Annotated in this window: 11 protein-coding genes; 2 read left to right on the top strand and 9 right to left on the bottom strand. The window is 61.6% G+C overall.

All coding sequences use genetic code 11. The features are described from left to right. Nucleotides 1-325 precede the first annotated feature (325 nt). From B1722_RS21595 to B1722_RS29910, 9 genes are all read right to left on the bottom strand, one after another. On the bottom strand, nucleotides 326-1,777 hold the full coding sequence (locus tag B1722_RS21595) for a lipopolysaccharide kinase InaA family protein (protein ID WP_086794218.1): 1,452 nt from the start codon (nucleotides 1,775-1,777) through the stop codon (nucleotides 326-328). Next, the gene (locus tag B1722_RS21590; protein WP_086794217.1) at nucleotides 1,777-2,529 is read right to left on the bottom strand and encodes a lipopolysaccharide kinase InaA family protein; all 753 of its coding nucleotides are present in this window, start codon (nucleotides 2,527-2,529) and stop codon (nucleotides 1,777-1,779) included. Before B1722_RS21590 ends, B1722_RS21595 begins: the two co-directional genes overlap by 1 nt. Further along, nucleotides 2,526-3,260 (bottom strand): lipopolysaccharide kinase InaA family protein, encoded by a 735-nt coding sequence (locus B1722_RS21585; RefSeq protein WP_041065844.1) that lies wholly within the window; start codon nucleotides 3,258-3,260, stop codon nucleotides 2,526-2,528. The genes B1722_RS21590 and B1722_RS21585 overlap by 4 nt, the downstream gene beginning before the upstream one ends. Further along, complete coding sequence (rfaP, locus tag B1722_RS21580; RefSeq protein WP_086794215.1) at nucleotides 3,260-4,066, bottom strand: lipopolysaccharide core heptose(I) kinase RfaP; 807 nt, start codon at nucleotides 4,064-4,066, stop codon at nucleotides 3,260-3,262. The genes B1722_RS21585 and rfaP overlap by 1 nt, the downstream gene beginning before the upstream one ends. Continuing rightward, nucleotides 4,067-5,188, bottom strand: coding sequence for a glycosyltransferase family 4 protein (locus B1722_RS21575; protein ID WP_086794214.1), 1,122 nt, complete (start codon nucleotides 5,186-5,188; stop codon nucleotides 4,067-4,069). Continuing rightward, the gene (waaC, locus tag B1722_RS21570; RefSeq protein WP_027611365.1) at nucleotides 5,188-6,249 is read right to left on the bottom strand and encodes a lipopolysaccharide heptosyltransferase I; all 1,062 of its coding nucleotides are present in this window, start codon (nucleotides 6,247-6,249) and stop codon (nucleotides 5,188-5,190) included. The genes B1722_RS21575 and waaC overlap by 1 nt, the downstream gene beginning before the upstream one ends. 1 nt (nucleotide 6,250) lies before the next feature. Beyond that, nucleotides 6,251-7,285: a lipopolysaccharide heptosyltransferase II gene (gene waaF, locus B1722_RS21565; protein ID WP_041065855.1), complete on the bottom strand. Its 1,035-nt coding sequence runs from the start codon at nucleotides 7,283-7,285 to the stop codon at nucleotides 6,251-6,253. Between the two features lie 305 nt (nucleotides 7,286-7,590). After that, nucleotides 7,591-10,530: a bifunctional [glutamate--ammonia ligase]-adenylyl-L-tyrosine phosphorylase/[glutamate--ammonia-ligase] adenylyltransferase gene (gene glnE / locus B1722_RS21560; protein ID WP_086794212.1), complete on the bottom strand. Its 2,940-nt coding sequence runs from the start codon at nucleotides 10,528-10,530 to the stop codon at nucleotides 7,591-7,593. After that, nucleotides 10,527-10,652, bottom strand: coding sequence for a hypothetical protein (locus B1722_RS29910; RefSeq protein ID WP_256198919.1), 126 nt, complete (start codon nucleotides 10,650-10,652; stop codon nucleotides 10,527-10,529). Before B1722_RS29910 ends, glnE begins: the two co-directional genes overlap by 4 nt. A gap of 262 nt (nucleotides 10,653-10,914) precedes the next feature. Here B1722_RS29910 and aceE point away from each other — a divergent pair, with 262 nt between their 5' ends. Both aceE and aceF read left to right on the top strand, forming a co-directional pair. Continuing rightward, entirely contained in the window at nucleotides 10,915-13,560 is a 2,646-nt protein-coding gene (aceE, locus tag B1722_RS21555) for a pyruvate dehydrogenase (acetyl-transferring), homodimeric type (RefSeq protein WP_003220999.1), read from the top strand. Between the two features lie 11 nt (nucleotides 13,561-13,571). Beyond that, nucleotides 13,572-15,530 (top strand): dihydrolipoyllysine-residue acetyltransferase, encoded by a 1,959-nt coding sequence (aceF, locus tag B1722_RS21550; protein WP_086794210.1) that lies wholly within the window; start codon nucleotides 13,572-13,574, stop codon nucleotides 15,528-15,530. The last annotated feature ends 62 nt before the right edge of the window (nucleotides 15,531-15,592 follow it).

Here is a 15,592-nt window from a genome sequence, read left to right as displayed (position 1 = left end):
CTAAAGGGCGGGATTATAGCGTAAAAGCGCCGACAAGCCTCTAGCGGAACTGGCCAGCCTTCGCGCAGACACTCCCGAGCCTCTCAACAGAGACTCCCTTGCAAATGGTCTGGGGGATCCCGGTCGGCGCTAACGCCTCGGTGAGATCACCGGGGCTTTTCGCTTTCCGGGGGAGGGAAAACCAGCATCGGGGGCTGGAGCAGATACCGTTAGGGCTTCTGGAAAAGCTGCAGGGCTAGTCAGTGGTGCTTGTCCGCCATCGCTCAGAAAAAGATATTGTCGGCAATCTGGCCGGCCCCATCGCCAGCAGGCTGGCGAAGGCGGTTCAGGCCGCGCTGGAGATGTCCTTGGGCAACCGCTGATCGATCACCTGATACAGCGCGCTGCTCTCGGGCCAGTTGCGCATGAACCGTGCCCGATCCCGCGCATAGGCCGCTGCGAAACTTCCGACAGAGCTGTGCTGACACATCGAATCCAGGTCGATCAGCGCCCAGCGATCCTCCTGCCAGAACAGGTTATGCCCCTTGAAGTCGCCATGACTGATGCGCTCGGCAATCAATCGGGCGAACAGTTGATCCAGCGCCTGCAACTCGGATTCCGGCGCTGCACCGCTTTCAACATACGGCGCAAAGCGCTCGATGATGTCCGGCCCCGGCAGGAACTCGGTCACCAGATAGGCGCGACTGCGCAGCCACAGAAAGCGCTTTTCCAGCACTGCCAGTGGTTTCGGCGTGGCGATGCCGAGGAACGCCAGGCGATTGCCTTCGCGCCACGAATGCCACGCGCGGCTCGGGCGCCAGAAACGCTTGAGCCAATGCGCGAAGCCTTTGATGTTGTAGCGCTTGATCACCAGCGTGCGCCCGGCCACCTCGACTTTGCCAACGCTCGCCGCGCCGCCGGTCTTGTACAGATGGCCCTGATCGAGCAGTGCATCGGCCTGACCCAGCACCGGCAGCATCGCGGCTTCTTCCTCGCGGCGGATTGCGCGCAAGCCAAATGCACCGCGCTGCACACTGAACAACGTGCACTCGCGACCCACCTTGATCAGGTAATCCTTCAGGCGCCAGGCGCGCACCTTGGCGATCTGCTTCTGCAACGCTTCCAGCGGCAGCGCATGCTCGCTGTTGCTCAGCAGGTAATACACCAGCAATTCTTCGGTGAACGGCTCCAGAGACTTGGGCAACTGGGCGAAGAACACCCCGAGGTTTTCCAGCACCTTCTGCCGCGACAACGGCTGGCCAGCGGTTTCGGCGCAGATCCCGGCGCCATCGATCAGGTACAACTGACCGCCCTGGCGCAGCAGGTTGTCGAGGTGCAGATCTTCCTGCCACAGGCCTTTGCCATGCAGTTGACCGATAGCGCCCAGTGCCTCGGCGAGCACCGCCGATTGCTCGTCCGCCAGCACCGGTAGCGATTCGACCTTCTGCCAGGCATCACCGAGGCTTTCAGCACCCTCAAGAAATTCGAACAGCAGCCAGCCGCCCTCGCCATCCTTCAGGCCATCCGCCAACAACAGTGGCGTGGTCAGGCCTTGTTCGGCGAGCAGTTTGACGCCCGTCAGCTCGCGCTGAAAATGCCGTGCAGCCTTGCTGCCCACCAGCAATTTGGCCAGCACCGGCCGCCCGCGCCAGACCCCGGCACCGACATAGCGCTGCCCCGGCAACACCCGCAGCAGACTCAGCAGTTGCAGATCCGCTGGGCCTGCCGCATCGGCAAGCGAAATCGTCAGCGGCAGACTCGGCGCACGCCCGGCGTTTTTCAGTTCGGACAAGCGCATCAACGGGTCTCCTTGCGACTGCGCCGTGCGGTCAGGCGCGAAACCCAGCTGTCGACCAGCGAACTGTCGACGGTTTGATCGAGGTACGCCGCGAGCAACTCGCGCAATTGCGCCTCGCTCCATTCCGGCGCGCGACGCAGCAGCGGCTCCAGATCCTTGACCCGGTCGCGCATGCCGAACAGCAGGGGCCGGGTCTTTTCCAGGTCGATCAACTGCGCCCGATAAGCCTCACCATCAGCCTGCAAGAAAATGTGCTTGGGATAAAAACAGCCGTGCACCTGACGCACGCCGTGCAGCAGGCGCGCCAGTTGTCCACAGGATTTGAGAATGGCCGAGTGCTGCGCGGCGCTCAGCTCGGACCAGCGTTGCAACAGCGAATCAAGGTCGTCCCAGCCGTCGAGGGCACGGGTCAGCAGGATCGCCTGAACATCGCCCTTGACCTTGCGCTCGCCGAAAAACGCCGCTTGCAGCGCAGGAATTCCCAGCTTGTTGTAGCGGCTGATATTGCGAAACTCGCGGGCAAAACTCGGTTCGCCGAACGGCGCATGCAGGGTGCGGGTCAGGTAATTGCTCTGCCGTTTGAGGTAGTAGGCCTGACCTTCCAGCTCCAGGCGAAACACGCTGCTCCAGCCACCGCCATCGGTGTTCGGTTCGTCCACGGCTTCGAGCTGTTTGGCCCAGAGCGCGTCGAAAGTGCCGAGGCCATGACGCTCAAGCAGCGCCCGGTCTTCAGCAGCCAGGAAATCAGTCATTCGCGTCCCTCGAAAAATCTCACCACATGGCGAATCCGTTTCTTGTCGGCGGCATTGAGCCGATCACGTCCGCGGTATTGCAGGTAGAAGCGCAGGCGCTGGGTGTTCGACAGGTGATATTTGGCCACTTTGTCGAGACAGGCCAGATCCTTGGTGATCCGGTATTTGAGCCAGAAGCCGCGCCAGAAATCGCCGTTCGGGCAGTCGATCAGAAACAGCTGCGCCTGATCGTCGATCAGCAGGTTGCGCCACTTCAGATCGTTATGGGTAAAGCGGTGGTCGTGCATGGTTCGCGTGTAGCCGGCCAGTTGCCGGCTGATGCCATCAACCCACAGACGATCCTTGAGTTTCGGATCGTTGCGTTCGGCCAGCGCCGACAGGTCTTCGGTGCGCGGCAGCTCGCGGGTGATCATCGCGCCACGGGCATAGGCCGCGCCACGTCGCTCCAGACCCCAGGCCACCACTTCGGCGGTGGGAATGCCCCACTTGGCGAAGCGCTTGAGGTTCTGCCACTCCATCTTCACCCGTGGCTTGCCCAGGTAGCGGCGCAAGCCTTTGCCGGCGCCGACGTAGCGTTTGACGTAGTAATTGACGCCGTTGCGCTGCACGCGGATGACTTCGGACAGCGGGTCACGGGTCAGGCGCTCGCCCTGCAGGGCAAACACTGCTTCGAGGCTGCCGAAATCTTCGCTCAGTTCGCTGTATTGCGGCTCAAGAGTCCAACCCGCCATCAGAGCGCATCCCCGTAACGCTGTTTGCGCGCATAAAGCTTGTTGGCCTTGCCTTCGAGCCAGCTAAGCAGCGACGCTTCTTGCGCCAGAATCTGCCGCAGCGGTTGCTGGAAGTAGCCTTTGAGGAAACGCAGCTTGTCGCGACGGGTCAGACCGATGTCCAGCGCCGAGAAATACAGCGCGGCCAGATCCTTGTTGCGCCAGCGTTGAGTAATCTTTGCACGGGTCTGCGCGCGGTGCAGGTCGATTACCGAGAGCTTGAAATCGTCCGGCGTGACCGGTTTGTCGGTGTGCAGCAGAAAGTGGCAGATGTAGCAGTCGCGGTGGTTGACCCCGGCGCGGTGCATCATGCCGGTCATGCGTGCCACTTCAGCGATCAGCGCGCGCTTGAGTTTCGGCTGCGGCGGGTTCTTGACCCAATCGATACTGAAATCTTCGAGGCTGACGGTCGGCGCCAGCTCTTCGGTGACGATGAACGAATGCTGATCCGCCGGGTTGCTGCCCTTCTCGCCGTAAGCCACGGCGGTCATGGTCGGCACGCCGACTGCCTGCAAACGCTGGATTGCCTTCCATTCCTGACCCGCGCCGAGCACCGGCAGCTTGGCGGTCAGCAGGTTCTTGAAGATCTCGCCCCAGCCGATGCCCCGGTGGATCTTGACGAAAAATCCGTTGCCGTCGACTTCCGTGCGCAGCGTGCGTCGAGCTTCCAGCTCGCGATAGACCTCGCCCTGCAAGCCTTCGACTTCGGCGAACGGGTCGCGCCCGGCCCACAGGCTCTTGAACGGTTCAGCCAGCATCAACTTCATTTAAGCGTGCTCCGCCAGAATCACATCGGCCGCGTGCTGCGGCATGCTGTAGAGGTCGGCCGTCTCGGCGAAGGCCAGACCATTGCGGCTCCAGGCCACGCGTGCAGCGTCGTCACTCAACATGTCAGTCAGGTACTGCGTCAGTTGCGCCTGCTCGAACGGTTCGTCCAGCACGCGCCCGGCATCCGCCTCGGCGATGTAATGGGCGTAACCGCAGACCGCGCTGACCAGCACCGGCAACCCGGCCACCAGCGCTTCGAGCAGCACCGTACCGGTGTTTTCGTTGTACGCCGGGTGGATCAACAAGTCGGCGCCGAGCAGGAAGCGCGGGATATCGCTGCGGCCCTTGAGGAACGTCACGTTGTCGCCCAGGCCCAAAGTCGCACTCTGCATCTGGAACAATTTGGGGTCATCCTGGCCGATTACAAACAGCCGGGTGCGTTTCTTCAGCTCGGCGGGTAATGCCGCCAGCGCCTTGAGGCTGCGATCGACGCCCTTGGTCTTGAACCCGGAACCGATCTGCACCAGCAGCAGTTCGTCGTCCTTGAGGTTGAATTCGGCGCGGAAACCGGCGCGAATCTGGTCGGCATCCGCCGGCCGCCGACGATCCTGGGCGATACCCGGCGGCAGCAGATGGAAGCGCTCAAGCGGCGTGTCGTAATGCTTGATGAACAGCGGCTGCTGCACTTCGGAAATCATCAGCACTTCGGTTTTCGCGTCTTTGGCGAACACCGCGCGCTCGTACTCGGCGAAATGGCGATAGCGGCCCCAACGGCGATACAGCGAATGGCGCAGGTTCTGCGCCTTGTCTTCGAAGCAGCCGTCGGCGGCGTAGTAGACGTCCAGCCCCGGCATCTTGTTGAAGCCGATCAAGCGGTCCACCGGACGCTTGGCCAGATCCGCTTCCATCCACACCGTGAGTTTCTCGTTGCGCCGATGATTGAAGAGCGCCTTGACCGGCGCCACCAGCACTTCGAAACCGGGCGGCACGTCGCCTTCCCAGATCAGCGTGTAGACACGGATCTGATGGCCGCGCTTCTGGCATTCGAGGGCGATGCGCATGAAGTCGCGCTGCAAGCCACCGAACGGAAAATATTTGTACAGGACAAAAGCCAATTGCATCAGCGCAGCTCCTCAGCCATTAACAACGTGCTCAGACGGCTGGCGACACGCTCGGGATTTACACGCGTAAAGCACAGAGGCTGCTCGCGCTTGAGGTCAAACTGACGGGCATCCTGCGCAGTCGGTTGGTAGGTACATTTCTTTTGCAGGCACGGAGCGCAAGGGAAATCACTGGCCATGTGAATCTGCACCTTGCCGTAGGCGCCGGTCAGGCCCGGGTTGGTCGGGCCGAACAGCGAAATCGTCGGCACATCCAGTGCGGCGGCCAGATGACCGAGACCGGTGTCTACCGCCACACAAGCCTGGGCGCCGGCCAGCACTTTGCCGACCCCGGCCAGATTTAGCTTCGGTAGCACTTCGGCGTGTTTGAAACCGGCGGCAATCCGTTCGGCTCGGGCCTTCTCCAGCGGGTTGCCCCACGGCAGCTTGACCCCGACGCCCAGATAGCCGACGCGCTCGGTCAGCTCGCGCCAGTAGGCTTCCGGCCAGTGCTTGGTGTCCCACGTGGTGCCATGCAGGAACACCACAAAGGCACTCTTGCGCGGCAATTCCACCAGACGCTCGACGTTGAGGCCGTAGTCGCCCAACCCTTTGGGCAGGTCATAACCAAGGGCGATAGCAAACAGCTGACGCACCCGTTCGACCGCATGCTGCCCACGGGCCACCGCTAGCTTGCGGTCGTAGAAACGTGCGGCGATCGGCTCGCGCGCCGAGCCTTTGTCGAGGCCGGCCACCGGGGCTTTGACGTAGCGCGTCAGCCAGGCACTTTTCAGCAGGCCCTGAGCGTCGATCACCAGATCGTATTGGCTGGCGCGCACGCTTTGCTTGAAGCGCTTCCACTCGCCGCTCTTGATCGTCTGCCAGAGGTTCTTGCGCCAGCGACGGATCGCCACCGGGATCACCTTGCCGACGGCCGGGTGCCAGGTCGGAATTTCGGCGAAGCCTTCTTCCACCACCCAGTCGAACTTGATCCCGGGGATGGCCCGGGCCGCGTCGGTCAGTGCCGGCAACGCGTGAATCACGTCGCCCAGCGATGAAGTCTTGATCAGCAATACCCGCAACTTAATGAACCTCGACCACAGTGCCCTGCAATTTATGCAAGGCATCGTTGACCGCATCCGGCATCAGCTGGCGCAGGCAGTTGTAATGGCCGAACCGGCAGGTACGGTCGAAGCATGGGCTGCAATCCAGACCCAGCCGAACGATTTCGACGTGCTCGGCCAGCGGCGGGGTGAAACCCGGCGACGTCGAGCCGTAGACCGCCACCAACGGACGGTTCAACGCCGCCGCCACGTGCATCAGGCCGGAGTCGTTGGACACCACCGAATCGGCACAGGACAACAGGTCGATGGCCTCAGCCAGCGAGGTGCCGCCGCTGAGGTTGACCGATTCTTCACGCAAGCCGGGAATCAGCCGTGCGCGGATGTCTTCACCTACCGCGTGGTCGTTTTTCGAGCCGAACAACCACACCTGCCAGCCTTCGCGAATCCGCGCTTCGGCGACCTTGGCGTAGTGCTCGGACGGCCAGCGCTTGGACTCGCCGAATTCGGCACCGGGGCACAGGGCCAACACCGGACGGTCGAGAGTCAAACCGAACTTGGCCAGTGCCGCTTCGCGGGTCACCGGATCGATTTGCAGGCTCGGACGTGGATACGGTTTCGGCAGTTCGGCGTTCGGCTCGTAAGCCAGGGCCATGAAGCGCTCGATCATCAGCGGATAACGTTCTTTATCCAGCGTGCGCACGTCATTGAGCAGGCCGTAGCGGAATTCGCCGCGCCAGCCGGTGCGTTGCTTGATGCCAGCAAAAAAAGGCACCAGCGCCGACTTCAGCGAATTCGGCAGCAGGATCGCCTGATCGTACTGGCCGGCCAGGGATTTGCCGATGCGCCGACGCGTCGCCAGTTCCAGCGCGCCATGGCCGAGCGGAAAGCTCAAGGCCTTGCGCACTTCGGGCATGCGTTCAAGGATCGGCCGGCTCCACTCGGGGGCCAGCACGTCGATTTCGCATTGCGGGTGGCGATGTTTGAGACACTGAAACAGTGTCTGCGCCATCACCATGTCACCGACCCAACTGGGCCCAACGATCAGAATATTCATGTGGTTTCCATAAACGAACCGGGGAGGCATTTACGCCTCCCCGCCTCGAGAATCACTGAGGGAGCGGCGCCGCTTGCGATGGGTCATTACCTTCAACATGACTGTCGACTGTCACTCCGCTATCGCGAGCAGGCTCGCTCCTACATGGTTTGTTCGTGTCTCAATCTGCAAATCACCACAAGTCCCTGTGGGAGCGTGGCTTGCCCGCGATGAGGCCATCACATCTGAAAGCGACGGTGGCTGACACTCCGCCATCGCGGGCAAGCCCGCTCCCACAAGGTATTCGATGCTTCAAATATCCGGTTTCAGCTTAGCCCCAACTCTTTCCAGATCCGCAATACCTGCCGGCGTTCCTCGACAAACTGGTCGCCTGCAATCACCCCGGCGTCCTTCTGCAAGGCCTGCCGGTGGGCGGCGGAGCGGTAAGCCTTATAGGCTTCGCGCAACAGGCTGGCGTCTTCGGCGGGCATCAGCCCTTCGTGTTCCAGCTCTTCCAGAATGCGGATGTTATCGGTCCAGCGCAGCAATGGCGGGTGGCTGTGCGACCACGCCAGGGCCGCGTATTGCACCATAAATTCAATATCGACGATACCTCCGGCGTCCTGCTTGAGGTCGAACGGCGCCGTGGCCTCGAAGGCATTAGCCGCCGTACCGGCTGCGGTGCCCTTGGTGCCGAGGTTGTCGCGCATCTTGGCGCGCATCTCGCTGACTTCCTGTTGCAATTTCGCCAGATCCCGCGCTTTGCCCAAAACCTGCGCGCGGACTTTCTCGAAGGCCTGGCCGACATCCTGACTGCCCACCAACACCCGCGCCCGCACCAGCGCCTGATGCTCCCACGTCCAGGCTTCATTTTCCTGATAGCGCTCGAAGGCACCGAGTGAACTGACCAACAGCCCCGACGCGCCGGACGGGCGCAAACGCATGTCCACTTCGTACAGCTGACCAGAGTTGGTCTGCGCCGTCAGCAAGTGAATGATCCGCTGCCCCAGCCGGGTGAAGAACTGCGCGCCATCGATCGGTTTCGGCCCGTCGGTTTCCGCCTGCGGATCGCCGTCATGGATGAACACCAGATCCAGGTCCGAACCATGCCCCAGTTCCAGCCCGCCGACTTTGCCATAACCGACAATGATGAAGCCGGGATCGCACAAACTGCCGTCAGTGCGCAGCGGCGTGCCGTACTTGGCCACGGTCTGGCGCCAGGCCAGGGCCAGTACTTGCTCGAGAATCGCTTCAGCCAGCCAGGTCAGGTAATCGCTGACTTTCATCAACGGCAGGCTGCCGGCGATTTCCGACGCTGCAACCCGCAAACGGTGCGCGAGTTTGAAGTGACGCAGCGCCTCCATCTGCTGTTCGAGGTCGTCTTCGGGGATCCGCGTCAGCCGCTCGCGCAGCTCGGCGGCGAGTTCCGGCGCCAGTGGCGGCTTGAACAGCCGGCCTTCATTGAGCAACTCGTCAAGCAGCAATGGAAAACGGGTGATCTGCTCAGCAATCCACGGACTGGCCGCGCACAGCGTCAGCAAACGCCGCAAGGCGCCGGGGTTTTCCGTCAGCAGGACTAAATAAGCCGAACGCCGGGCCACCGCTTCGACCAGTGGCAGCACCCGCTCCAGCACCAGATCCGGGTTGTCATGTTCCACCGCCTGAGCCAGCAGACGCGGAATAAACGCATCGAGACGTTCGCGACCCAGGCGCTGCATCGCACGCAATTGCGGGCTGCCACGCAAACTGGCCAGCGCTTTCAGCGCTTTGCTCGCGTCCTTGAAGCCGCCTTCTTCCAATTGTCGGCAAGCGGCCTCCTCATCCTGCGCCTCTTCCCACAGCGGCAACCACTCACCACCGACCACCACTTCGCAGTCGGCGCCCTCTTCTTCATCGGGATCGGCGATCACCTGCGCGAAGTGCCAGGCCACGCGCCCGCGCCAGAACATCAGTTTTTCGTGGAAGGCCTGCCAATCGGCGAAACCAAGCATGAACGCGATCCGCGCCTGATCCTGAGTGCCGTCCGGCAACATCTGGGTCTGGCGGTCGGCAATCGCCTGGATCGCATGCTCGGTGTAACGCAAAAATTCATAGCCTTCGCGCAATTCACTGATCACTGCCGGCGGCAGATAGCCTTGCCCTTCCAGCGTGCTCAGCACCTTTAATAGAGGACGCTGTTGCAGGCTGAGGTCGCGCCCGCCGTGAATCAACTGAAAAGCCTGGGCAATGAACTCGACCTCGCGGATACCGCCGGAGCCGAGTTTGATGTTGTCGGCCATGCCCTTGCGCCGCACTTCTTGCTGGATCAACTGCTTCATGGTGCGCAGCGCTTCGATCGCCGAGAAATCCAGATAACGCCGATAGACGAAGGGGCGCAGCATGTCGAGCAACTGCGCGCCGGCAGTCTGATCGCCGGCCACCACCCGCGCCTTGATCATCGCGTAGCGTTCCCAGTCTCGGCCCTGATCCTGGTAATACTGCTCCAGTGCATTGAAGCTCAGCACCAGCGCGCCGGATGAACCGTACGGGCGCAGGCGCATGTCGACGCGGAATACAAAGCCGTCGACGGTCATCGGGTCGAGGGCCTTGATCAGGCGCTGACCGAGACGAATGAAGAATTCCTGATTATCCAGCGCGCGTTTCACGCCGACGGTTTCGCCGCCCTCGGGGTAGGCAAAGATCAGGTCGATGTCCGACGACAGGTTCAACTCCACCGCGCCGAGCTTGCCCATGCCGAGAATGACCATCTGTTGCGGCAGACCGCTGCGCCGACCGGTCGGCGTGCCGAACTGCTGGCAATGGCGGCTGTACAGCCATTGATAAGCCTGATCGATGGTGGCGTCGGCCATGTCTGAAAGATCGCGGCAGGTCTGCACCAGGTCGGCCTGGCGGTTCAGGTCGCGCCAGATGATTCGTACCTGATGGCGAGCGCGCTGGCGACGCAGGACACGACCGAGCTCATCTTCGCTTTGCGCGGTGTTCACGGCGGCGGCAATCTGCGCGCAGAGTTCACCCGGCGCGTACGGCCGGTCGAGTTCGCCGGACTGCACCAGCGTCAGCAACATCAAAGGGTCACGAACGCTCTGTTCAATGACGAAATCGCTGGCGGCACCGACGCGAGCGAATTGCGCCCAACGCTCCGGTGTCCAGTTCGACAGGCCGTGATCGTCTTCAAGGGAGGCCACGGCCGTACGGAACGACTGCTCGGATCGAGTGACCAACGGCAGGAGAATGGCGGGGAGTTCAGCGAGCACGGGCAGGGTCATGGTCTATCCTTGATCGGCGTGTAAATGGCCGCTTGTAGTGTTTGATGAAAACCCGCTACGCGAAGGACTGTCGAACAAAAGTTAGAAATAGCTGAAATTTCTTCTTCTTTGGCATCCAGCATCAAACTTTCACCTTTTTTGGATGGTAATCGACCAACCTTAACGATTATTCTCACAACGCAGTCGGAGGCCACAAGCCTTTCCTCTGTAGTTTTACTACTCGTCTATACAGGCGAAAGGCTGAAATGCTCAAAGATTTGTAGTAAAACTACACGCCGCCGGAACAACCTGTCGGCAATCCAAGAATTTTAAATCGTCTGCCCACAAGGCCAGTCGCAAACTCAGGCAACCGATTCTGGAAGCCTTTCCGCCCTGGAGCAAGCCATGCAAGACCTCGATCCCGTCGAAACCCAGGAATGGCTGGACGCCCTGGAATCGGTTCTCGACAAAGAAGGCGAAGACCGTGCTCACTATCTGATGACCCGTATGGGTGAACTGGCGACCCGCAGCGGTTCGCAGCTCCCTTACGCCATCACCACGCCTTACCGCAACACCATCCCGGTAACCCACGAAGCACGCATGCCTGGCGACCTGTTCATGGAACGCCGCATTCGCTCGCTGGTGCGCTGGAACGCGATGGCCATGGTAATGCGTACGAACCTGAAAGATTCTGACCTGGGTGGTCACATCTCCAGCTTCGCTTCCAGCGCGACCCTGTATGACATCGGCTTCAACTACTTCTTCCAGGCCCCGACCGACGAACACGGCGGCGACCTGATCTACTTCCAGGGCCACACCTCGCCAGGCGTTTACGCCCGTGCGTTCATGGAAGGCCGCATCACCGAAGACCAGATGAACAACTTCCGCCAGGAAGTCGACGGTCAGGGCCTGTCGTCCTATCCGCACCCTTGGCTGATGCCTGACTTCTGGCAGTTCCCGACCGTATCCATGGGTCTGGGTCCGATCCAGGCGATCTACCAGGCACGCTTCATGAAGTACCTGGAACACCGCGGCTTCATCCAGCCGGGCAAACAGAAAGTCTGGTGCTTCCTGGGCGACGGCGAGTGCGACGAGCCGGAATCCCTCGGTGCGATCTCCCTGGCCGGCCGCGAGAAGCTGGACAACCTGATCTTCGTCATCAACTGCAACCTGCAGCGCCTCGACGGCCCGGTTCGCGGCAACGGCAAGATCATCCAGGAACTCGAAGGCGTGTTCCGCGGTGCTCAGTGGAACGTGACCAAAGTCATCTGGGGCCGTTTCTGGGACCCACTGCTGGCCAAGGACGTCGACGGCATCCTGCAACGTCGCATGGACGAAGTCATCGACGGCGAGTACCAGAACTACAAAGCCAAAGACGGCGCGTTCGTTCGCGAGCACTTCTTCAACACGCCTGAACTCAAGGCGATGGTTGCCGATCTGTCCGACGACGAGATCTGGAAACTCAACCGCGGCGGCCACGACCCGTACAAGGTCTATGCGGCGTACCACGAAGCGGTCAACCACAAAGAACAACCAACCGTCATCCTGGCCAAGACCATCAAGGGTTATGGCACCGGTGCCGGCGAAGCGAAAAACACCGCGCACAACACCAAGAAAGTCGACGTCGACAGCCTGAAGTTGTTCCGCGACCGCTTCGACATCCCGGTCAAGGACGAAGAGCTGGAGAACCTTCCGTTCTTCAAGCCAGAGCCAAACAGCGCCGAAGCCCGCTACCTGAGCGAGCGCCGTGCCGCACTGGGCGGTTTCGTGCCACAGCGCCGCGCGCAGAGCTTCAGCGTACCGACCCCGGATCTGGACACCCTGAAAGCCATCCTCGACGGCTCGGGCGACCGTGAAATTTCCACCACCATGGCCTTCGTGCGCATCCTCGCGCAACTGGTCAAGGACAAGGAAATCGGCCCGCGCATCGTGCCGATCATCCCGGACGAAGCCCGTACCTTCGGTATGGAAGGCATGTTCCGTCAGTTGGGCATCTACTCCTCCGTCGGCCAGCTCTACGAGCCAGTCGATAAAGACCAGGTGATGTTCTACAAGGAAGACCAGAAAGGTCAGATCCTTGAAGAAGGCATCAACGAAGCAGGCGCCATGAGCTCCTTCATCGCTGCCGGTACTTCGTACTCCAGCCACAACCAGCCGATGCTGCCGTTCTACATCTTCTACTCGATGTTCGGCTTCCAGCGTATCGGTGACCTGGCCTGGGCCGCTGGCGACAGCCGTACCCGTGGTTTCCTGATCGGCGGCACCGCCGGCCGTACCACCCTGAACGGTGAAGGACTGCAACACGAAGACGGTCACAGCCACCTGCTGGCCGCGACCATCCCGAACTGCCGCACCTACGATCCAACCTACGGCTACGAGCTGGCGGTGATCATTCAGGACGGCATGAAGAAGATGACCGAAGAGCAACAGGACATCTTCTATTACATCACCGTGATGAACGAGTCGTACCAGCAGCCAGCCATGCCGGCCGGTGCCGAAGAAGGCATCAAGAAAGGTATGTACCTGCTCGAAGAAGACACCCGCGATGCAGCGCATCACGTACAGCTGATGGGCTCCGGCACCATCCTGCGTGAAGTGCGTGAAGCGGCGAAGATCCTGCGTGAAGAGTTCAACATCGGCGCCGACGTATGGAGCGTCACCAGCTTCAACGAACTGCGTCGCGACGGCCTGGCCGTAGAGCGCAGCAACCGTCTCAAGCCTGGCCAGAAGCCCAAGCAGAGCTACGTTGAAGAGTGCCTGAGCGGCCGTAAAGGTCCGGTCATTGCCTCTACCGACTACATGAAGCTGTTCGCCGAGCAGATCCGTCAGTGGGTACCGTCCAAGGAATTCAAAGTCCTGGGCACCGACGGTTTCGGCCGCAGCGACAGCCGCAAGAAACTGCGTCATTTCTTCGAAGTCGACCGTCATTTCGTGGTGTTGGCAGCCCTGGAAGCACTGGCTGACCGTGGTGATATCGAACCTAAAGTCGTGGCAGAGGCCATCGTCAAGTTCGGCATCGACCCGGAAAAACGCAACCCACTGGACTGCTGAGGAGACATTTTGTGAGCGAACTCATTCGCGTACCTGACATCGGCAGCGGTGAAGGTGAAGTAATTGAACTGTTTGTGAAGGTCGGCGACCGCATCGAAGCCGACCAGAGCATCCTGACCCTGGAATCGGACAAGGCCAGCATGGAAGTGCCGGCCCCGAAAGCCGGCGTCATCAAGAGCCTGAAAGTCAAGCTGGGCGACCGCCTGAAAGAAGGCGACGAACTGCTCGAGCTGGAAGTCGAGGGCGCCGCGCAAGCGGCTCCTGCGCCTGCCGCTGCACCGGCCAAAGCCGAAGAAAAACCGGCTGCTGCCGCTCCTGCTGCTGCCGCGCCAGCCGCTGCCCCGGCTGCCGCTTCGGTGCAGCAAGTGCACGTGCCGGACATCGGTTCGTCGGGCAAGGCCCAGATCATCGAGATCCAGGTCAAGGTCGGCGACACCGTCGAGGCTGATCAGTCGCTGATCACCCTGGAATCCGACAAGGCCAGCATGGAAATCCCGTCGCCTGCCGCAGGCGTGGTCAAGGCCATCAGCGTCAAGCTCAACGACGAAGTCGGCACTGGCGACCTGATTCTGGATCTGGAAGTGGCGGGCGCTGCGGCCCCGGCTGCGGCCGCTCCGGCCCCGGCTGCTGCTCCGGCCGCTGCCGCTGCTCCAGCACCGACCGCCGCGCCAGCTGCACCGGTTGCCGACAGCGTTCAGGACATCCACGTTCCGGACATCGGTTCGGCCGGCAAGGCCAAGATCATCGAAGTGTTGGTCAAGGCTGGCGACAGCGTTGAAGCCGACCAGTCGCTGATCACCCTCGAATCCGACAAGGCAAGCATGGAAATCCCATCGCCTGCCGCTGGCGTGGTGGAAAGCATTTCCATCAAGCTGGACGACGAAGTCGGTACCGGCGACCTGATCCTCAAGCTGAAAGTCAAAGGCGCAGCCCCTGCTGCTGCCCCGGCTCCAGCTGCCGCTGCGCCAAGCGCTCCGGCACCGGCCGCTGCTGCTCCGGCTGCCGCAGCACCTGCTGCTGCCGCTCCGGCTGCGGCACCTGCCAAGCCTGGCGCGAAAGTTCACGCCGGCCCGGCCGTGCGTCAACTGGCCCGTGAGTTCGGCGTCGAGCTGAGCGCCGTTGGCGCCAGCGGTCCGCACGGTCGCATCCTCAAGGAAGACGTGCAGGTTTACGTCAAGGCGATGATGCAGAAGGCCAAGGAAGCGCCAGCTGCTGGCGGCGCAACCGGCGGCGCGGGCATCCCGCCGATCCCGGTGGTGGACTTCAGCCGCTTCGGTGAAATCGAAGAAGTGCCGATGACCCGCCTGATGCAGGTCGGCGCCGCCAACCTGCACCGCAGCTGGCTGAACGTGCCGCACGTGACGCAATTCGACTCGGCGGACATCACCGAGCTGGAAGCCTTCCGTGTTGCGCAAAAAGCCGTCGCCGAGAAGGCCGGCGTCAAGCTGACCATCCTGCCGCTGCTGCTCAAGACCTGCGCGCACCTGCTCAAGGAGCTGCCGGACTTCAACAGTTCGCTGGCACCAAGCGGCAAGGCGATCATTCGCAAGAAGTACGTCAACATCGGTTTCGCGGTCGACACCCCGGATGGCCTGCTGGTACCGGTCATCAAGAACGTCGACCAGAAGAGCCTGCTGCAACTGGCCGCAGAAGCTGCTTCGCTGGCTGAAAAAGCCCGCACCAAGAAGCTTTCTTCGGACGAAATGCAAGGCGCCTGCTTCACCATTTCCAGCCTCGGCCACATTGGCGGCACCGGCTTCACGCCGATCGTCAACGCGCCGGAAGTGGCGATCCTCGGTGTTTCCAAGGCAACCATCCAGCCAGTCTGGGACGGCAAAGCCTTCCAGCCGAAACTGATGCTGCCACTGTCGCTGTCCTACGATCACCGTGTGATCAACGGCGCCGCTGCTGCACGCTTCACCCAGCGTCTGGGCAGCCTGCTGGGCGACATCCGCACCATCCTGCTGTAAAGCGTTCGGCCCTCCGGCAACGGAGGGCCGATCGCGTTCCACGTTTTCGAGCGCCACACGCT

Origin of the sequence: Pseudomonas sp. SCPG-7, from assembly GCF_002156405.1 — a bacterium.
Taxonomy (GTDB): domain Bacteria; phylum Pseudomonadota; class Gammaproteobacteria; order Pseudomonadales; family Pseudomonadaceae; genus Aquipseudomonas; species Aquipseudomonas parakoreensis.
Note: the sequence above shows the minus strand (reverse complement) of the source record. Positions and strands in the feature narration are given on the sequence as shown.